This is a genomic window from Xanthomonas sp. NCPPB 2586 (assembly GCF_041475775.2).
Lineage (GTDB): Bacteria > Pseudomonadota > Gammaproteobacteria > Xanthomonadales > Xanthomonadaceae > Xanthomonas > Xanthomonas campestris.
Window position 1 is genome coordinate 2,068,389 of the sequence record NZ_CM192981.1, and the last position, 19,075, is coordinate 2,087,463.

At 67.5% G+C, this 19,075-nt stretch carries 16 protein-coding genes; 12 read left to right on the forward strand and 4 right to left on the reverse strand.

Translation table 11 applies throughout. The features are described from left to right. Nucleotides 1-219 precede the first annotated feature (219 nt). Together ACCQ09_RS08875 and ACCQ09_RS08880 are read left to right on the forward strand one after the other, a co-directional pair. On the forward strand, nucleotides 220-1,842 hold the full coding sequence (locus tag ACCQ09_RS08875; protein WP_228428270.1) for a hybrid sensor histidine kinase/response regulator: 1,623 nt from the start codon (nucleotides 220-222) through the stop codon (nucleotides 1,840-1,842). Between the two features lie 136 nt (nucleotides 1,843-1,978). Next, nucleotides 1,979-2,443 (forward strand): DUF6491 family protein, encoded by a 465-nt coding sequence (locus ACCQ09_RS08880; protein WP_040941122.1) that lies wholly within the window; start codon nucleotides 1,979-1,981, stop codon nucleotides 2,441-2,443. Nucleotides 2,444-2,582: 139 nt separating this feature from the next. Here ACCQ09_RS08880 and ACCQ09_RS08885 read toward each other — a convergent pair whose 3' ends face one another. The 4 genes from ACCQ09_RS08885 to ACCQ09_RS08900 all read right to left on the reverse strand — a co-directional run bounded on the left by ACCQ09_RS08885 (nucleotide 2,583) and on the right by ACCQ09_RS08900 (nucleotide 7,042). Further along, nucleotides 2,583-2,861 (reverse strand): oxidative damage protection protein, encoded by a 279-nt coding sequence (locus ACCQ09_RS08885; RefSeq protein ID WP_011037561.1) that lies wholly within the window; start codon nucleotides 2,859-2,861, stop codon nucleotides 2,583-2,585. Nucleotides 2,862-3,013: 152 nt separating this feature from the next. Continuing rightward, nucleotides 3,014-4,084: an A/G-specific adenine glycosylase gene (gene mutY, locus ACCQ09_RS08890; RefSeq protein ID WP_040941123.1), complete on the reverse strand. Its 1,071-nt coding sequence runs from the start codon at nucleotides 4,082-4,084 to the stop codon at nucleotides 3,014-3,016. A 487-nt stretch (nucleotides 4,085-4,571) separates the two neighbouring features. Then, nucleotides 4,572-6,164: a signal recognition particle-docking protein FtsY gene (gene ftsY / locus ACCQ09_RS08895; RefSeq protein WP_040941124.1), complete on the reverse strand. Its 1,593-nt coding sequence runs from the start codon at nucleotides 6,162-6,164 to the stop codon at nucleotides 4,572-4,574. Nucleotides 6,165-6,325: 161 nt separating this feature from the next. Then, a complete protein-coding gene (locus ACCQ09_RS08900) occupies nucleotides 6,326-7,042 on the reverse strand; it encodes an AraC family transcriptional regulator (RefSeq protein WP_011037558.1) in 717 nt (238 codons plus the stop codon). A 161-nt stretch (nucleotides 7,043-7,203) separates the two neighbouring features. Here ACCQ09_RS08900 and ACCQ09_RS08905 point away from each other — a divergent pair, with 161 nt between their 5' ends. The 10 genes from ACCQ09_RS08905 to ACCQ09_RS08950 all read left to right on the forward strand — a co-directional run bounded on the left by ACCQ09_RS08905 (nucleotide 7,204) and on the right by ACCQ09_RS08950 (nucleotide 19,060). Next, a complete protein-coding gene (locus ACCQ09_RS08905; RefSeq protein ID WP_011037557.1) occupies nucleotides 7,204-8,142 on the forward strand; it encodes a proline racemase family protein in 939 nt (312 codons plus the stop codon). Then, complete coding sequence (locus tag ACCQ09_RS08910) at nucleotides 8,142-9,371, forward strand: NAD(P)/FAD-dependent oxidoreductase (RefSeq protein ID WP_040941125.1); 1,230 nt, start codon at nucleotides 8,142-8,144, stop codon at nucleotides 9,369-9,371. The genes ACCQ09_RS08905 and ACCQ09_RS08910 overlap by 1 nt, the downstream gene beginning before the upstream one ends. Then, the gene (locus ACCQ09_RS08915; protein ID WP_040941126.1) at nucleotides 9,368-9,613 is read left to right on the forward strand and encodes a 2Fe-2S iron-sulfur cluster-binding protein; all 246 of its coding nucleotides are present in this window, start codon (nucleotides 9,368-9,370) and stop codon (nucleotides 9,611-9,613) included. Before ACCQ09_RS08910 ends, ACCQ09_RS08915 begins: the two co-directional genes overlap by 4 nt. Then, nucleotides 9,606-10,919, forward strand: coding sequence for an NAD(P)/FAD-dependent oxidoreductase (locus ACCQ09_RS08920; protein WP_197708537.1), 1,314 nt, complete (start codon nucleotides 9,606-9,608; stop codon nucleotides 10,917-10,919). The genes ACCQ09_RS08915 and ACCQ09_RS08920 overlap by 8 nt, the downstream gene beginning before the upstream one ends. Then, nucleotides 10,916-11,824, forward strand: coding sequence for a dihydrodipicolinate synthase family protein (locus tag ACCQ09_RS08925; protein ID WP_040941128.1), 909 nt, complete (start codon nucleotides 10,916-10,918; stop codon nucleotides 11,822-11,824). The genes ACCQ09_RS08920 and ACCQ09_RS08925 overlap by 4 nt, the downstream gene beginning before the upstream one ends. A 185-nt stretch (nucleotides 11,825-12,009) precedes the next feature. Beyond that, nucleotides 12,010-13,605, forward strand: a complete 1,596-nt coding sequence (locus tag ACCQ09_RS08930; RefSeq protein ID WP_040941129.1) for an aldehyde dehydrogenase family protein — start codon at nucleotides 12,010-12,012, stop codon at nucleotides 13,603-13,605. Then, nucleotides 13,602-14,801 carry a M24 family metallopeptidase gene (locus tag ACCQ09_RS08935; protein WP_040941130.1) on the forward strand — a complete coding sequence of 400 codons (1,200 nt, stop codon included), beginning with the start codon at nucleotides 13,602-13,604 and terminating at the stop codon, nucleotides 14,799-14,801. Before ACCQ09_RS08930 ends, ACCQ09_RS08935 begins: the two co-directional genes overlap by 4 nt. Nucleotides 14,802-14,958: 157 nt before the next feature. Next, nucleotides 14,959-15,384: a hypothetical protein gene (locus tag ACCQ09_RS08940; protein WP_237384608.1), complete on the forward strand. Its 426-nt coding sequence runs from the start codon at nucleotides 14,959-14,961 to the stop codon at nucleotides 15,382-15,384. After that, on the forward strand, nucleotides 15,381-17,207 hold the full coding sequence (locus ACCQ09_RS08945; protein WP_040941132.1) for a DUF885 domain-containing protein: 1,827 nt from the start codon (nucleotides 15,381-15,383) through the stop codon (nucleotides 17,205-17,207). The genes ACCQ09_RS08940 and ACCQ09_RS08945 overlap by 4 nt, the downstream gene beginning before the upstream one ends. Continuing rightward, nucleotides 17,204-19,060: a DUF885 domain-containing protein gene (locus tag ACCQ09_RS08950; RefSeq protein ID WP_040941133.1), complete on the forward strand. Its 1,857-nt coding sequence runs from the start codon at nucleotides 17,204-17,206 to the stop codon at nucleotides 19,058-19,060. The genes ACCQ09_RS08945 and ACCQ09_RS08950 overlap by 4 nt, the downstream gene beginning before the upstream one ends. Nucleotides 19,061-19,075: the final 15 nt, after the last annotated feature.

Sequence of the window (19,075 nt, forward strand, 5' to 3'; positions counted from 1 at the left end):
CCGCGCGCCGGGCAAGACCGGCAGTTGTCCGCATCGCGGCAGTCCACACGCTCGGCAGCGAGAGTGCCGGGCAGTCACCCGGGCGCAGCTACGTTCGGCCGCAATCAAAGGTTGCATCGCGGTCATTTGCCGGTCTGGAAAGGCTCACGGATGTGATGGGGGCCTCACCGGGCTCGTCTAAACTAGCGCCACGGGAATGGCCCCGCGGAGAGCACGCACTTGAACGATTCCGGTTACGGAGAGCCACGGGCGCCATTGATTGGCGAATCGCAGACGCTTCCGGTCAGCAAGCATCGCTCGGACATCTTCTTTGCTGCGGTGGAAACCACCCGCATGCCGATGACGGTGACCGACCCATACCTGCCGGATAACCCGATCGTGTTCGCCAACCGGGCCTTCCTGGAAATGACCGGGTACGCTGCCGACGAAATCATCGGCAACAACTGCCGCTTCCTGCAGGGCCCGGAGACCGACCGCCAGGCGGTGGCCGATGTGCGTGAGGCCATCGACAACCGCCGCGAATTCGCCACTGAAGTGCTGAATTATCGCAAGGACGGCTCAACATTCTGGAATGCGCTGTTCGTTTCTCCGGTCTTCGATGACACCGGCAAGCTGGTGTATTTCTTTGGCTCGCAGCTGGACGTCAGCCGCCGCCGTGATGCCGAAGATGCCCTGCGCCAGGCGCAGAAGATGGAAGCGCTGGGCCAGCTCACCGGCGGCATTGCACACGACTTCAATAACTTGCTGCAAGTGATGTCCGGGCATCTGGAATTCATCCAGATGATGGTCAGCAACGGCAACGGCAGCCCCGATCGCATCGCGGTCAGCGCGGAGCACGCCGCCGCGGCGGCGGCCAAGGCCGCGACCTTGACCCAACAGTTGCTGGCGTTTTCGCGTAAACAGAAATTGCGTGGCCGGGTGGTGAATCTCAATGGCCTGGTGTCGGGCATGAACAATATGGCCGAGCGCGCGCTGGGGGGCGGCATCAGCTTGCGTCAGGCGCTGGAAGAACGGCTGTGGAATTGCCAGATCGACACGACGCAGGCGGAAGTCGCGCTGTTGAACGTGTTGATCAATGCGCGCGACGCGATGGCCAATGCCGAGCGCAAGGAAGTGATGGTGCAGACGCAGAATGTGGAGATCACCAGCCACGATCTGTCGATGTATCACCAGCTCGCGCCGGGCCGCTACGTGAGTATTGCGGTGACCGACAGCGGCTCGGGCATGCCGCCGGAAGTGGTGAGCCGGGTCATGGAGCCGTTCTTCACCACCAAGGAGGAGGGGCAGGGCACCGGCCTGGGCTTGTCGATGGTGTATGGCTTCGTCAAGCAGTCCGGCGGCACCGTGCGCATCTACAGCGAAGTGGGCGAAGGCACCACGGTGCGGCTGTATTTTCCCGCCTCCAGCGATTACGAAAACGCGCTGCCGTCCACCAAGAACCGTGCCTTGGACAAGGGTGGCAACGAAACCATCCTGATCGTGGAAGACAAGGATGACGTGGCGGTGGTGGCCAAGATGTTCCTGGAAGGCGCCGGTTATCGCGCGCTGTCCGCGTCGAGCGGGCGCGAAGCGATCGAGGTGCTGGAGCAGCATCCGGAAGTGGACGCCTTGTTCACCGACCTGATCATGCCGGGCGGCATGAACGGCGTGGTGCTGGCACGCGAAGCACGGCGGATGCTGCCCAAGATCAAGGTGCTGCTGACCACCGGCTACGCCGATGCCAGCATCCAGCGCACCGATGTGGGCGGTGCGGAGTTCGATGTGGTCAACAAGCCGTACACGCAGAAGGAATTGCTCAAGCGCATTCGCATGTTGCTGGATGGTCCCACCGGCGTTGGTTGAGTACGTGCAGGTGCCGGCGCGGCCTTGAGTACCCCGGCAGTGGCCCATCCGTGAACGGGTGGCCAGGCACACGCGCACTTTCAACACGGCATGACATCCGGCGGGGCATGCTCAGGCGTCATTGCCGAGGTGTCCCATGCACAAATTCATTTGGATGGTCATCGCCCTGCTGAGTCTGGTTGGCTGCGCCACCGGGCGTCTGTCTGACGAAGAGCGCCTGCAGCTGTACCGCGCCAACGCCGGCGCGCCGGTGCGCGATTTTCGCTACGGCAACAGCTTGGCCGGCTGGACCGCATTGGGCGGCAGTGCCTTGGCGGTGTGGACGCGCCCCAATCAGGCGTACTTGCTGGAACTGCGCGCGAGCTGCAACGAGCTGGGGTATGCGCCGGCCATTGCGATCACGCAGCGCTTTGGTCAGGTGAGTGCGCGCTTCGACAATGTGATTGCGCTCGGTGGCCCGGGGATGATCCGTATTCCGTGCCGCATCGAGACGATTCGCCCGCTCGACGTCAAGGCGATCCGTGCCTCGGAGAAACAACTACGCGAGGCCAGGATGCAGGAGCGCACGGAGGCGGAAGCCGGAGAGACTCAGCAGGACTGAGCGTCGGTGCGTACTCCGGCGAGTCTTGATGTCGGCCCGCTGGTCGGCGGTAGTGGCGATGCACGACAGCGCCTCAGCGCGAACATGCGCGCAATACCGGGTCAAACGCACGCTGCAGCCAATCAGCGCATTGCCGCGCTCATTCTTCACCCAGCGGATCGACATACCCTTCCGGCTTGTCGGCATTGCGTTCGAACAGGAACTTCTGCAGTTCCGCCTCGAGGAAGGCGCGGTGCTTGGGATCGCGCGGCGAGAGCCGGTTTTCGTTGATCAGCATGGTCTGGTGCGCAAGCCAGGCCTGCCAGCCGGCCTTGCCAATCTGCGCGAAGATGCGCTGGCCGAGCTCGCCCGGATACGGCGCAAAATCCAGGCCTTCGGTGTCGCATTGCTGGTACTGGCAGAACACGGTGCGGGACATGCAAAGTTCCTTGTATGGGGCGCGCGTGGTGTGGGCGATGCAGGTGTGCAGGCTCAACCAGCACACGGTGCGCTGGAGTGGCAGTGTAAGCCCGTGTCCTGTCAAAGCCGAGCCGCGGTTGTCTGCGCACCTGGTTGTCGTGCGGCGCGCGTTTACAACGCGTCGAGCAATTTACGGATCGGCGCCGGCAGGCCCAGCGTTGCAAGGTCTGCGCGTGCCACCCAGCGCAGGTCGTCGTTGTCGCGCAGCACCTGGCGCAGCGCGACCTTGCGCAGACGCAGTGGCTGCAGGTGCAGGCGGTAGTGGCTGAAGGTGTGCACGATCATCGGCATCGCATCGGCACGGTCGTAATCGCCATCGATATGCGCGGCGAACCACTCACGCAGGTCGCTGTCGGTTTCGGCTTGTGGCAGCGTCCACAGCGATGCCCAGATGCCGGTGGGCGGGCGGCGTTGCAGCAGGATCTCGTTGTGCGCGTTTTCCAGCAGTAGCGCGGTGGCCTCGCGCTCGGGCAATTGCTTGCCGGGCTTGGGCGTGGGCAGTGCCTCGACCAGGCCTTCGCGGCGCGCCACGCAGTCGTCCTGCAGCGGGCACACCATGCACGCCGGTCTGGCGCGCGTGCACAGCGTGGCGCCGAAATCCATCTGTGCCTGCGTGTAGTCGGCCAGGCGGCCGGCGGGCACGTGGGCGACATGGTTCGCCGCCAACTGCCATAGCTGTTTTTCCACGACTGGCAAGCCGGGATAGCCGGCAATGCCGTGGATGCGCGTGAGTACGCGTTTGACGTTGCCATCCATGATTGGAAAGCGGTCGTTCCAGGCCTGGCTGAGGATCGCGCCGGCGGTGCTGCGGCCGATGCCGGGCAGCGCCAGCAGCGCATCGAAATCGCGCGGCAACTCGCCTGCATGCAAGGCCACGCACTGCTTGGCGGCGGCATGCAGGTTGCGAGCACGCGCGTAGTAACCCAGCCCGGCCCAGTGCGCCATCACCGTGTCGTTGTCGGCGGCGGCCAGATCGGCCAGGGTCGGGAAGCTGGCGACGAACTTCTGGAAGTACGGGATCACCACCGCGACCTGGGTCTGCTGCAACATGATTTCCGACAACCACACCCGGTAGGGCGCGCGCGGATGCTGCCAGGGCAGGTCGTGCCGGCCGTGGCCGTCGAACCAGTGCAGCAGACGGTCGACGAACGCATCGGTGGTGAGCGTGGCGGGTACGGGCATGGGGTCTGCTGGCGTGGGAAGGCGAAGGGTCAAGGCGGTTGGTGTGCAAAAAAAGCGGGGTGGTGACTTCATCCCGCATGCGGCTGCGCGCTTCGTGCGAGCTGAGACGCAATGCCACCATCGTGCAGTGTAGGCGTCGGTGGCTTGACCTCGGCACTCAGCAGCGCACCAAGGTGCGTGTTTGCTGCGTGGATAGGCATCGCGCCTTATGGCTAGCTGCACATCCGGCCGCCCTTGATGGCACTGCCACGCCGGTACTTTGTCGATCAGACGCTGCAGGGTCGATCACGCGCTGCAGATGGCAAACCTGCGCCGCGCCAGAGGCGCATGCCGCAGCGCCTCCCGCTGCATCGGCTGAAGGTGGCCGCTGCAGCGCAATCCCGCAGCTGCCTGGCCAGTGCAGACGCAGCGCGGTGAATGCATCCGCGCAGCCATCTGGACCCCAGTGCCAGTACTGCATGCGTGCAGCACTGCAGCAGGCGTGGAGTCAGCTGCCCAGCGCTTCTGGCAGCAGCGCATCGACGAACGCTTCCGGGTCGAATACGCGCAGGTCTTCCGGGCGCTCGCCGATGCCGGCAAAACGGATCGGAATGCCGAACTCGCGGGCCAGCGCAAATACCACGCCGCCCTTGGCGGTGCCATCGAGCTTGGTCACCACCAGGCCGGTGACGCCGACGGCGGCGTGGAACTGGCGCAGCTGGGAGATGGCGTTCTGGCCGGTGGTGCCGTCGATGACCATCAGCACTTCGTGCGGCGCGGCGGCATCGATCTTGCCGAGCACACGGCGGATCTTGCCCAGTTCGTTCATCAGCCCGGTCTGCGTGTGCAGGCGGCCAGCGGTATCGGCGATCAGCACCTCGGTGCCACGGGCCTTGGCGGCCTGCAGCGCGTCGAACGCCACCGAAGCGGCATCGGCGTTCTGTCCCTGCGCAATCACCGCTACGCCGTTGCGATCGCCCCAGGCCTGCAGCTGGGCCACCGCGGCGGCACGGAAGGTGTCGCCGGCGGCCAGCATCAGGCTGTGGCCGTCGTCCTTGAAGCGCTTGGCGAGCTTGCCGATGGTGGTGGTCTTGCCGACGCCGTTGACGCCGACGGTCAGCACCACGAACGGCTTGACCAAGCGGTCGATCACCAGCGGCTTGGAGACCGGCTGCAGCAGTGCGATGAGGTCGGCGCGCAAGGCCTTGAACATGGCCTGGGCATCGACGAACTCGCGCGACTTCATGCGCTTGCGCAGGCCTTCGACCAGCGCGGTGGTGGCGCCGATGCCGACGTCGGCGGTGATCAGCGCGGTCTCGATCTCGTCGAGCAGGTCGTCGTCGAGCTTGGGGTTACGGGAGAACAGGCCGCCAAAGCTGCGCGCAAAGGTGCTGTTGCGCAGGCGCTCGCGCCAGCCCGGCTTGCCGGCCGGCGCGGCGGGTAGGCTGTCGTGGGTGTCGATGCCGCTGTCCTGCACGACCTGCGTAGACGCAACCACTGGTGTGGTGACCACGGGCGCTGCCGGGACTGGCGCGTATGCGGCGGGCGGTGTCGCTGCGGGCACCGCAGGCGCAGCCGGTGCAGGCACCACGGGCGGTACCGCCACCTGCGGCGTGGCTACTGGGGTCGGCGCTTGCACCGGTGCAGCAGGTGCGGCCTGTGGTGGCGGCGTAGGCACCACAACGACGGGCGTGGCGGTGGCCGGCGCGCTCGGCGCAACCGGATCCGGCAATGCCTGCAGCGCCGACGGCGCAGCGGCGGGCGGCGGCGTGGGTGCGCTGGGCACCGCGGCAATGCTCTGCGCTTGCCCGGTGCGTGCGGCGATGTCCTGCGCCAGTTGTTCAGCGGGTGCGGCTGGCGTTGCTGGCGCTGGCGTTGGCGTTGGCGTTGGCGTTTCTGCCGGCGTATTGGGCGCTGCCACCGGCGCGACCGGTGTGGTCGGCGCGCTGGCAGGCGGTGTCCGGGCGGGCGCGGGCGGAGCGGCTGGCGTGGCAGCCGATGGCGCCGTGGGGAATGCGGCTGCCAGTTCTTCCAGGCTGTAGCGCGAGGTCCGCGAGCTGTCGGGCGTGGTTGGCTTGTTGCGACGGAAGAAGCTGGCCATTGGCAACGCAGTAGGGGAAACGCGGAATTCTACCATCCGGGCCCGGTTCGGCCCTTGACGCGTCCTTCAGCGCAGCCAGCGCCACGGGGCTCGCAGGCCGGCTGTAATCCTGCCGGATTCTGCATCTGCGGCACACGCGGTCAAGGCGTATTGCCGCGGTCTTAGAGCTGGCCTTTCAGCGCCCGGTAGTCGCGCGGGGTCATGCCCACCGTGGCCTTGAATTGCCGCGCGAATGCGCTCTGGTCGGCAAAGCCGCAGCGCTGGCCGATGCTGGCAATGCTGTCGTCGCCGTACAGCAGGCGCATCGCCGATTCGATGCGCAACTTGGTCAGCAGTTGCTGCGGCGTCACCTGGAACACGCGGCGGAAATGCCGTTCCAGCTGCGCCACCGACAACCCGGCCAGGTCGGCCAGCGCCTGTACGCGCAGGTTGTCGCCGAAGTTGGCCTGCATGTGGTCCATCACCTGGCTCAGGCGCTCGTACGCCGAGTGACGGCTGTCCGGCTGGCCAAGATCGCGCGAAATGCCGACCACTCCAATCACCTCGTCGCCTTCGCACAGCGGGCGCTTGAAGGTGAGGCACCAACCCGGCAGGCGATTGGGATACAGGTGCACTTCCAGCTGGTTGTCGATAAGCTCGCCACACAGCACGCGGCGGTCCTGCATCATGTAGCTGCCACCCAGCGGCAGCGGGAATACCTCCAGCGGCGAGCGGCCGATGATCTCGCTGCGCAGCTTGCGCCCGAGCCGGCGCACCAGGGTGAGGTTGCAATGGGTGTAGCGGCCTTCGCCATCCTTGATGAAGAACACCACATCCGGCAGCGCGTCGAACAACGTCTGCATTTCCAGCGCGGGCAGGTTGAGGTCCATCGGAGTCATCGTGGCGGTCGCATTTGTCGGTCGCGCGAAAGGCGCGGCCCGACCCCGATCCTAGCGCAAACGCGCGGCTGTGAATCAGGTCGGCGATTGTGCGGATTTCCGCATTTGCGCCTCGCATTGCGCGCTAGTCGCCCGCGCGCCGTGGATGGGAGCATGGCGGCATGCACACCATCGACGTCATCGACTCCCATACCGCAGGCGAACCGACCCGCGTGGTCCTGGCCGGCTTCCCCGACCTGGGCGATGGCGACCTGGCGCAGTGCCGCGAGCGCTTCCGCAGCGACTTCGACCACTGGCGCAGTGCCATTGCCTGCGAGCCGCGCGGCTCGGACACCATGGTCGGTGCCTTGTTGCTGCCGCCACGCGACCCGAGCGCCTGCACCGGGGTGATCTTCTTCAACAACGTCGGCTACCTGGGCATGTGTGGGCACGGCACCATCGGCGTGGTGCGCACGCTGGCCGAACTGGGCCGCATCGCGCCGGGGCAGCACCGCATCGAGACGCCGGTGGGCACGGTAGGCGTGGCGCTGGCCGACGACGGCACGGTGTCGATCGACAACGTCGAAAGCTACCGCCACGCCGCCGGCGTGGAAGTGGACGTACCCGGGCATGGCCGCGTGCGCGGCGACGTGGCCTGGGGCGGCAATTGGTTCTTCATCACCGAGCAGGCGCCGTGCGCGTTGGGCCTGGCCCAGCAGCGCGAACTCACCGCCTACACCGAGGCGATCCGCCTGGCCCTGGAAGCGGCCGGCATCACCGGCGAGGCGGGCGGGGAGATCGACCATATCGAGATCAGCGGCGTGGCCCCGGACGGCAGCGGCGCGGCACGCAACTTCGTGCTGTGCCCCGGCTTGGCCTACGACCGCTCGCCGTGCGGCACCGGCACCAGTGCGAAGCTGGCCTGCCTGGCCGCCGACGGCAAGCTGGCCGAAGGCGAGCGCTGGCTGCAGCAAGGCATCCTCGGCAGTGCGTTCGAAGGCAGCTACCGGCACAGCGGGCGTGGCATTGCGCCGCGCATCAGCGGGCACGCGTTCATCACCGCGCGGTCGCAACTGCTGATCGATCCGGCCGACCCATTCGCCTGGGGCATCGTGGCCTGATGCAGCCGCCACCGCGCGCGCAGGGCGGTACCGGTGCAGCGCCTGCTGCGGCGACTGCCGTGCCCGAAGCCGCACCGCCATCACATAGCGACACGCACGCCACCGCCGCTTCAACGCGCCGCAGCTACGACCTGATCGTGGTGGGCGCCGGCATCGTTGGCGCGGCCTGCGCGGAGGCCGCCGCCGCCGAGGGCTTGCGCGTGGCGATCGTGGAACCGGGGCCGATCGGCGGTGGCTCCACCGCCGCGGCAATGGGGCACCTGGTGGCGATGGATGACGACCCCGCCGAGCTGGCCTTGTCGGCGTATTCGCTGCGCCTGTGGGAGCGGTTTGCCGAGTTGAGCGAGGCCGAATTCAGCCGGTGCGGCACGCTGTGGGTGGCCCGCGATGCGCGCGAACTGGCGGCAGTGCCGGCCAAGATTGCGCGGCTGGCCGCCGCCGGCCTGCGTGCCGAAGCGATCGATGCCACGCAGCTCTATGCGCTGGAGCCACACCTGGTGCCCGGCCTGGCCGGTGGCATGCGCGTGCCTGACGAGGCGGTGGTATATCCGCCGCGGGTGGCGCGGCATCTGGTGAGCCTGGCTTGCACCGCAGGCGCGCATTTGTTTGCCGGCCGCAAGGTCGAGCAGCTGCAGGCCGGCGGCGCGCGTCTGGACGATGGGCAGGTGCTGGCCGGGCCGGTGCTGGTCGCCAGCGGCGTCGCCTTGCCCGCCTTGTTGCCCGAACTGGCGCTGCGCCCGCGCAAGGGCCATCTGGTGATCACCGACCGCCATCCGGGCCTGATCCGGCATCAGTTGCTGGAACTGGGCTATGCGGATTCCGCACATGGCGCCGACGACAGCAGCGTGGCCTTCAATGTGCAACCGCGGCCGACCGGGCAGATCCTGATCGGCTCCTCGCGCCAGTACGGCGCGGACGACCGCACGCTGTCGATGCCGATCCTGCAGCAGATGCTGCAACGCGCCTTCGCGTATTTGCCGGTACTGCGCGAGCTGCAGGCGATCCGGGTGTGGACCGGCCTGCGCCCGGCCACCCCGGATGGCCGGCCGTATCTGGGGCCGGTGCCGGGCCGGCGCGATGTATGGGTGGCGGCCGGCCACGAAGGCTTGGGGGTCACCACGGCGCTGGGGAGCGCACGGGTGATCGTGGACAGCCTGCTCGGGCGCACGCCGGCGATCGACCCGGCGCCCTATGCGCCCGCCCGCGCGGTACAGGGCGTGGCGGCATGAGCGGCACAGTGCGCCTGCATGTGGATGCGCAGCCGGTGGAGGTGCCGCTGGGCGCCAGTGTTGCGGCCGCCGTGGCGCAGGCAACGCTGCAGTTTCGCCAGTCGGCGAGCGGGCAGTCGCGCGCACCGCTGTGCGGCATGGGCGTCTGCTTCGAGTGCCGGGTGCGCATCGACGGCATCGGCCAGCAACGTGCGTGCATGGTGGATGCACGCGATGGCATGCAGGTGCGCACCGATGGCTGAGCGCGTGCGCCATTTCGATGTGTTGGTGATCGGCGCCGGCCCGGCCGGGCTGGCGGCGGCACGGGCGGCCGCCAGCCACGGCGTGCAGGTGGGCGTGGTGGATGCGCAGCCGCGCGCAGGCGGGCAGGTGTGGCGCAGCGACGTGCAGCACGGTGCGCCGGCCGATGCACGCACGCTGCTGGCGCAGGTGGCCGGCGATGCGGCGATCACGCTGCTCACCGGGCTGCAGATCGTGCTGGCGCAACCGGGCTGGCTGTTGGCCGACGGCGCGCAGGGCAGCGTGCAACTGCATTACGCCGCCCTGGTGCTGGCCACCGGCGCGCGGGAACTGATGCTGCCGTTCCCCGGCTGGACACTGCCCGGCGTGACCGGCGCCGGTGCCGCGCAAGCGCTGACCAAGCAAGGCTGGCCGGTGCGCGGCAAGCGTGTGCTGGTGGCCGGCAGCGGGCCGTTGCTGCTGGCCAGCGCGGCCACCTTGCAGCGGCACGGCGCGCAGGTGTTGGGCATTCACGAACAAGCCAGCGCGGCGGCGCTGCGCGGCTTTGCGCTGCAGTTGTGGCACTGGCCGGGCAAGGCCGCGCAGGCGGTGGCACTGCGGCTGCAGCTGCATGCGGTGGCGTACCGCAGCGGCAGCGTGGTGGTTGCGGCACATGGCGACAGCCAGTTGCGCGAAGTCGAGATCGACAGCCCTGCCGGGCGCAGCCGCATGGCCTGCGATCAGCTCGCAGTGGGGTACGGGCTGGTGCCGAATGTCGAACTGGCGCAGTTGCTGGGCTGCCAGCTGGAGCTGTGCGGTGCGCACCAGCAGGTACAGGTGGATGCGCTGCTGCGCACCAGCGTGGCGCAGGTGTTTGCCGCTGGCGAAGCCTGCGGGATCGGCGGGCGCGATTGCGCGTTGATCGAAGGTGCGATGGCCGGGCACATGGCTGCCGACGTGCCGGACGCAGCGCAACACCTGCAACCGCAACGGCTTAAGGCGCGTGCCTTCGCCGCACTGTTGCAGCAGCACTTCGCGCTTGATCCGCGCATTCGCCGCCTGGCCCAACCGGACACGCTGGTGTGCCGCTGCGAAGACGTGCCGCTGGGCGCGCTGGACCCCTTCAACGATGCACGCGATGCCAAGCTGGCCTCGCGCTGCGGCATGGGCGCCTGCCAGGGCCGCATCTGCGGCAGCGCGCTGGCCGAACTGGGCCGCTGCCTGCCCGCACTTTCCACCGACGCCGGCCGCCGGCCGCCGTTGTTCCCGGTCCGCCTCGCGGCGCTGGCCGACTCCTTCACTTCCGACTCGCAAGGGAATCATCCATGAGCATTGCTGCGTTCTGGCACGGCGTGTTGCCGGCCATCACCACCCCGTTCACCGCCAACGGCGACATCGACCACGACTTCCTGGCCAAGCACGCCAATCAGCTGGTGGACGCCGGCTGCACCGCGATCGTGCCGCTGGGCTCGTTGGGCGAGGCCGCCACCTTGAGCGTGGACGACAAGCTCGCCATCCTCAAGACGCTGGTGACGGCCTTGAAGGGCCGCGTGCCGGTGGTGCCGGGCATCGCCAGTCTGGCCACGGGCGAGGCGGTGGCGCTGGCAAAGGCGGCAAAGGAACTGGGCTGCGGCGGGCTGATGGTGTTGCCGCCGTACGTGTATTCCACCGACTGGCGCGAGATGGGCGCGCATGTGCGTGCGGTGATCGCGGCCACCGATCTGCCGGTGATCCTCTACAACAACCCGGTGGCCTACAAGACCGATTTCGGCCCGGCACAGATCGCCGAGCTGGCGGCCGAATTCCCCAATCTGCAGGCAGTAAAGGAATCTTCCGGCGATGTGCGTCGCTTCGCCGCGCTGCAGGAATTGCTGGGCGATCGCCTGGCGCTGCTGGTCGGCATGGATGATGCCATCGTCGAAGGCCTGAGCATGGGCGCCAAGGGCTGGATCGCCGGCCTGGTCAATGCGTATCCGAAGGAGTCGGTGCGCCTGTTCGAACTGGCGCGCGACGGCGGCTACCCCGCAGCCAAGGAACTGTACGACTGGTTCCTGCCGCTGCTGCGCCTGGACACCGTGCCCAAGTTCGTGCAGCTGATCAAACTGGTGCAGGAAAAGGTGGGCCTGGGCAGCGAGCGTGTTCGCGCGCCACGCCTGGTGGTGGACGGTGCCGAGCGCGAGGCAGCGTTGAAGGTGATCGACCACGCCATCGCCACCGCGCCCAGCCTGCACTGAGCACGCGCCGCTGCCGTCGCGCGGCCCTGCTTTGACGCAGCCGCGGTGCGTGCTGCGTTGCATGGGCCGGTGCCGGTAGTGGTCCACGATGCAAACGGGTGGCACGTCGCAGGCGCGTTACCCTCATCCGCTGTTCGATCGCCCGTGCTGCGTGCGGGCGCTTCCACGCAACCGAAGGTGCTGCGATGACCCAGACTCTCCAACCCGTGCTGCTGGCCGGCCAATGGCAAGCCAGCCGCGATGCCGCCGGCAGTTTTCGCGCTGCCGACCCCACCACCGGCGAGGCGATCGGGCCGCAGTTCCCGGTCAGCGGTGCCGACGATATCGACACCGCTGTTGCGGCGGCGCATGCGGTGGCTGCCGAACTTGCCGCCGCACCGGCCGAACGGATTGCTGCATTTCTGGACGCATACGCGGATGCGCTGGACACCGATGCCGACACGCTGGTGGCGCTGGCCCATGCCGAGACCGCACTGCCGGCGCCCACGCGTTTGCGCGGCAACGAACTGCCGCGCACCAGCGGGCAGCTACGCCAGGCCGCTCAGGCGGTGCGCAGCTATAGCTGGACGCACCCCATCATCGATACCGCCGCCGATCTGCGCTCGCATCTGGCGCCGCTGGGCAAGCCGGTGCTGGTGTTCGGGCCGAATAACTTCCCGTTTGCGTTCAACGCGATTGCCGGCAGCGATTTCGCTTCGGCGATTGCGGCGCGCAATCCGGTGATCGCCAAGGCGCATCCGCTGCATCCGGCCACCAGCCAGCGCATGGCCGAGCTGGCGCATCAGGCGCTGTTGACTGCCGGGCTGCCGGCCGCGGCGGTGCAGTTGCTGTATCACTTCGACAGCGCGCTTGGCCTGCGCCTGGCCGGCGATGCGCGGCTGGGCGCGATTGGCTTCACCGGCAGCCGTGCCGGTGGCCTGGCGCTGAAGGCCGCCGCCGATGCCGCTGGCGTGCCGTTCTACGCCGAGTTGTCCAGCGTCAACCCGGTGTTCCTGCTGCCCGGCGTGGTGGCCGAACGCGGCGCCGCACTGGCACAGGAATTCTTCGCCTCGTGCACGCTGGGCAGCGGCCAGTTCTGCACCAATCCCGGCGTGCTGGTGGTGCCACACGGCGAGGCGGGCGATGCACTGGTGGCCGCGGCCACCGCGCACTTTGCCGGCGCCGCACCGATGGTGCTGTTTTCGCAAGGCGGCGTGGATGGCGTGCACCGCGGCGTGGAGACCTTGCGCGCGGCCGGTGCCCAGGTGCTGGCCGGGGCAGCGGCGGGCGAGGGCGGCTACCGCTATGCGCCGACCTTGCTCAGCGTGGAAGCAGACGCCTTCATCGCCGCGCCGCACGCGCTGCAGACCGAAGCCTTTGGCCCGGTGAGCCTGCTGGTGCGCACCCGCGACAGCGCCCAGATGGCGCAGGTGGCCGCCGCATTCGAAGGCAACCTAACCGGTACGCTGTACCGCGCCAGCGATGGCAGTGACGATGCCGCCTGGCAACAGATCGCGCCGGTGCTGCGCGCACGCGTGGGCCGGCTGATCAACAGCAAGATGCCGACCGGCGTGGCGGTAAGTGCCGCGCAGAATCATGGTGGGCCGTTCCCCAGCACCGGGCATCCGGGCTTCACCGCGGTGGGCATGCCGGGTGCAATCCGCCGGTTTGCCGCCTTGCACAGCTATGACGCCGTGCCGGATGCGCTGCTGCCGGTGGAGCTGCGCCAGCGCAACCCCGGCGGTGTGGCACGCCTGGTGGACGGGCAGTGGAGCAGCGCCGACCTCGGGGCGCATGCATGAGCACGCAGATCGGCGGGATGTCGCTGGACCAGGCCCGTGCGCAGCTGGCGCCGTGGACGCAGCGGGCAGCGCCGATCGGCGCAGACGAATACCAGCAGCGCATCGAGCGCGCACGCGTGCTGATGCGCGCGCAGGGCGTGGATGCCTTGCTGATCGGCGCAGGCACCTCGTTGCGCTATTTCAGCGGCGTGCCGTGGGGCGCCAGCGAGCGGCTGGTGGCGCTGTTGCTCACCACCGAGGGCGACCCGGTGCTGATCTGCCCGGCCTTTGAAGAAGGCTCGCTGGATGCGGTGCTGCAACTCCCGGTGCGCAAGCGCCTGTGGGAAGAGCACGAAGACCCGTATGCGCTGGTGGTGCAGGCCATGGATGAGCAGCATGCGCATGCCCTGGCGCTGGACCCGGGCATCGCCTTCGCGGTGCACACCGGTTTGCGCGCGCACCTGGGCACCGCGATCCGCGATGCCGGCGCCATCATCGATGGCTGCCGCATGTGCAAATCGCCGGCGGAGCTGGCGTTGATGCAGCAGGCCTGCGACATGACCTTGCTGGTGCAGCGGCTGGCCGCCGGCATTGCGCACGAAGGCATCGGCACCGACCAACTGGTGCGCTTCATCGACGAAGCGCACCGCGCGCTGGGTGCCGACAACGGCTCCACTTTTTGCATCGTGCAGTTCGGGCATGCCACCGCATTTCCGCATGGCATCCCCGGCGTGCAGCATCTGCGGGCCGGCGAGCTGGTGTTGATCGATACCGGCTGCACCGTGCAGGGCTACCATTCCGACATCACCCGTACCTGGATCTACGGCACGCCCAGCGACGCGCAGCAGCGCATCTGGGAGCTGGAACTGGCCGCGCAGGCGGCCGCGTTTGCCGCGGTGCGCCCGGGCGTGGCGTGCGAGGTGGTTGACCAGGCGGCGCGCGAGGTGTTGCAAACGGCCGGGTTGGGGCCGGATTACCGCTTGCCCGGGTTGCCGCACCGCACCGGCCATGGCTGCGGCCTGGCGATCCACGAGGCACCGTATCTGGTGCGCGGCAATCGCCAGCCATTGCAGCCGGGCATGTGCGCCAGCAATGAACCGATGATCGTGGTGCCGGGTGCGTTCGGTGTGCGCCTGGAAGACCATTTCTATGTCACCGACACCGGCGCGCAGTGGTTCACGCCGCCGTCGGTGGCGATCGATCAACCGTTTGCATGAGCCAGCACGCGCGCGCAGTGCGCTGGTGCGGTGACCGGCATGGTGAGGTCGATCTCGTAGGAGCGCGCTTGCGCGCGATTGGGCGTTACCGGGAGAGCTTCATCGCGCGCAAGCGCGCTCCTACGGTGCGATGGGTCGCGTCTCTTGGAGTGAATGCATGAACGTGTTGCGCCCTGTTGTTGTCAGCCTGCTTGACGCTGCGCTGTTTACCTTGCACCGCTGCAGTGATCAGGCGGGCGCCACGTGCAAAAACGACCTGGATGTCGTAGGAGCGCGCTTGCGCGCGATTGGGCGTTACCGGGACAGCTTCATCGCGCGCAAGCGCGCTCCTAAGGTGCCGGTGGGTCGCGTTTCCTGGAGTGGATGCATGAATGTAGTGCGCCCTGTTGTTGTCAGCCTGCTTGCCGCTACGCTGTTCACCTTGCACCGCCGCACTGATCTAGCGGGCGCCACGCGCAAAAACGATCTGGATGTCGTAGGAGCGCGCTTGCGCGCGATGGGGCATTCCCGGGAAAGCGTCATCGCGCGCAAGCGCGCTCCTACGGTGCCGATGGGCCGCGTCTTTTTTGGAGTGAATGCATGAATGTATTGCGCCCTATTGTTGTCAGTTTGCTTGCCGCTGCGCTGTTCACTGCCTGCAAACCGGCAACGCCCGGTGCAAGCACCGCCGCCGCAGCAGCGCCTGCACCCACCAACGAACAGGCGGCCAAAGCCTTCGATGCGTTGCTCGATCAGCAATGGCAATACCAGCTGCAGCACAGCCCGGAATTTGCCAGCATCATCGGCGACAAGCGCTACAACGATCGCTGGAGCGACTATTCGCTGGACGCCGCGCAGGCCGAGCGCGTTGCCACGGCCGCATTGCTGCGCAAGTTCGAGGCGGTCGACGCCAAGGCGTTGGACGAGCAGCGCCAGCTCAGCCTGCAGATGATGCTCGGCCAGCTGCGCGACCGGCTGGAAGGGCTCGACCTCAAAACCTATGAAATGCCGCTGGAGCCGGTCGGCGGTATCCAGCTGGCACTGGCCGGGTACGGCGATGCGTTTGCGTTCGAGAACGCCAAGGACTACCAGGACTACATCACCCGGCTGAAGGCGATTCCCACGGTGATCGACCAGGTCATCGCGGTGTCGCGCCAGGGAGCGAAGGATGGATTGGTGCAGCCGCGCTACCTGCTCGAGCGGCTGCCCGAGCAGATCGACAAGATCGCCGCGATGCAGGGCGCGCAGAGCCCGTTTGCCTCGCCATTGAAGAAGCTCGACGGCGCGGTGCCGGCCGACCAGCGCGCTGCCTTGCGCACACAACTGATTGCAGCAATCGACCAGCAGGTCCGGCCCGCCTACACCCACCTGGCGGCATTCGTGCGTGACGAATACGACGCCCAGGGGCGCGCGCAGGAAGGCATCTGGTCGCTGCCCGATGGCGAGCGCCGCTATCGCTACGCCATCCACACCCAGACCACCACCGACATGGCGCCGGAGGAGATCCATCAGATCGGCTTGAAGGAGGTGGCGCGCATCGAAGGCGAGATGGCCGTCATCGCCAAGGCGCAGGGCTATCCGGATCTGGCCAGCTTCCGCAAGGCCGTGGATGCCGACAAACGCCACTTCGCCAAATCCGGCGAGCAGATCCTGCAGCAATACCGGCAGTACATCGCCGCGATGCAGCCGGAGCTGCCCAAGCTGTTCGGCAAGCTGCCCACGGTTGCGCTGGAGGTGCAGGCAATGCCGGCGTTCCGGCGGACCGCACCGGGCGCGGAGTACTGGCAGAGCAATCCGGAAGGCAGCAAGCCGGCCATCGTGAAGGTCAACACCAGCGACTACGCCAGCCGCACGCTGATCAATATCGAAACCACCGCCTACCATGAGGGCGTTCCGGGCCATCACCTGCAAATTTCGCTTGCGCAGACGTTGCCGCTGCCGCCGTTCCGCCAGCAGGCCGGCTACAACGCCTACATCGAAGGCTGGGCGCTGTATGCCGAGCGGTTGGGCAAGGACATCGGCTTCTTCAAGGACCCGTACAACGATTACGGGCGGCTCTCCGGCGAGTTGCTGCGCGCCAATCGCCTGGTGCTCGATACCGGCGTGCACTACAAGCGCTGGAACCGCCAGCAGATGGTGGATTTCTTCCACGCGCATCCGTCCGACGACGAGCCGAGCATCCAGTCCGAAACCGACCGCTACATCGTCTGGCCGGGCCAGGCGCTGGGGTACAAACTGGGTCAGTTGCAGATCCTGGCCTTGCGTGCCGAAGCCGAAAAAGAACTGGGCACGCATTTCGACATCCGTGGTTTCCATGATGCGGTGCTGGGTGGTGGCGCAATGCCGCTGGCGATGCTGCAACAGCGCGTGCGTGCGTGGATCGTGCAATCGAAAGCGGCCATTGCCACGCGGGATGCACGCGGATGAGCGCGCTGACCATATTGCGTAACAGCGTCCTGAGCAGCGTAATCGCGGCCAGCCTATGCAGCGTTACGCCCGTGCAGGCGGCGGCACCGGCGTCGGTTGTGCAGGCGTCTGCCGCACAGCGCTTCAAGGCGTTGTACACGCGCGAATGGCGCTGGCGGCAGGCGCAGCTGGCGGGTGCGGTGGACGAAGACAACCAGGCCACCCAGAGCGGGCCGGCTGATCACCTGCCCAAGGTCGACGTGGCCACGCAGCAGATGCGCACCGCGTACTGGCAACAGGTGCTCAAGGAGCTGGATGCGATTCCGATGGCGCAGCTCTCGGCCGAGGATCAGGTGAACGCGCAGGTGTATCGCCAGCAGCTCGACGTGCTGCTGGACCAGCAGCATTTCCGCGCCTGGGAGATGCCGTTCAACAGCGACTCGGCGTTCTGGAGCGACCTGGGCTTCAGTGCCGAGGCCACCTTGCGCACGCGCCAGGATTACCAGCGCTATCTGAAGATGCTGGCCGATATTCCGCGCTACTTCGGTGAGCAGACCGACAACATGCGCGCCGGCCTGGCGCGCGGTTTCAGCCAGCCCAGGGTCACCTTGACCGGGCGCGATCAGTCCATTGCCGATGTGGTGCAGGCCAAGGGCGAGGCCAATCCGTTCTACGCACCGTTCAAGCAGATGCCTGCCACCCTGCCGGCCGCCGAGCAGGCGCAGTTGCGGCAGCAGGCGTTGCAGGTCATCGCCCAACACGTGGTGCCGGCGTACGCCAAGCTGCTCAGCTTCATACGCGAGGAGTACCAGCCACGCGCCCGCGACACTCTGGCCGGCGAAGCGCTGCCCGACGGCGCGGCCTATTACCGCGCGCAGATCCGTGAGTTCACCACGCTGGATCTGAGCCCGGAGCAGATCCATCAGATTGGCCTGCAGGAAGTGGCCAAGCTGCGCACGCAGATGGACCAGACCATCGTTGCCAGCGGCTTCAAGCCGCCAGCCGGGCAGGCGGTGTTTCCTGCGTTTTTGCAGTTCTTGCGCACCGATCCGCAGTTCTATGCCAAGACGCCGGAGGAGCTGCTCAAGCAGGCGGCCTGGATCGCCAAGCGCGTCGACGCCAAGGTCGGCGACTACATCGGCCGCCTGCCGCGGCAACGCTTCGCTATCGAGCCGGTGCCGCCGGAGCTGGCACCGTTTTACACCGGTGGCCGCGGTGGGCCGGGTATCTATCTGGTCAACACCTACAACCTGCCATCGCGCCCGCTGTACAACCTCACCGCGCTGACCTTGCACGAGTCATCGCCCGGCCACGCGTTGCAGATGCCGCTGGCCGCCGAAGCGCAGGACCTGCCGGAGTTCCGCCGCTACAGCTTCATCTCCGCCTATGGCGAGGGCTGGGCGCTGTACTCGGAGTATCTGGGCCAGGAAATGGGCATGTACGAGACGCCGTACGACCGCTTCGGCTATCTCACCTACCAGATGTGGCGTGCCTGCCGGCTGGTGATCGACACTGGCATCCATCACCAGGGCTGGACGCGTGCGCAGGCGATCGCGTATCTGCGCGACAACACCGCGCTCAGCGAGCACGAAGTCACCACCGAGGTGGATCGCTACATCGCCTGGCCGGGCCAGGCGCTGTCGTATTACCTGGGCGAGTTGAAGATTCTGGAGCTGCGCCGCAAGGCAGAGGCGGCGCTGGGCGAGACGTTCGACCTGCGCCACTTCCATGATGCGGTGCTGCAGACCGGCTCGGTGCCGTTGCCGGTGCTGGAAGCGCGGATCGACCGCTTCATTGCCGATGGTGGTGCTTCGCCGTATCCGGATCCGCGCGCCGGCTCCGATGCCGATGCCAAGGTGTCGGCCAGCGACTGAGCTGCTTTGCCTCAT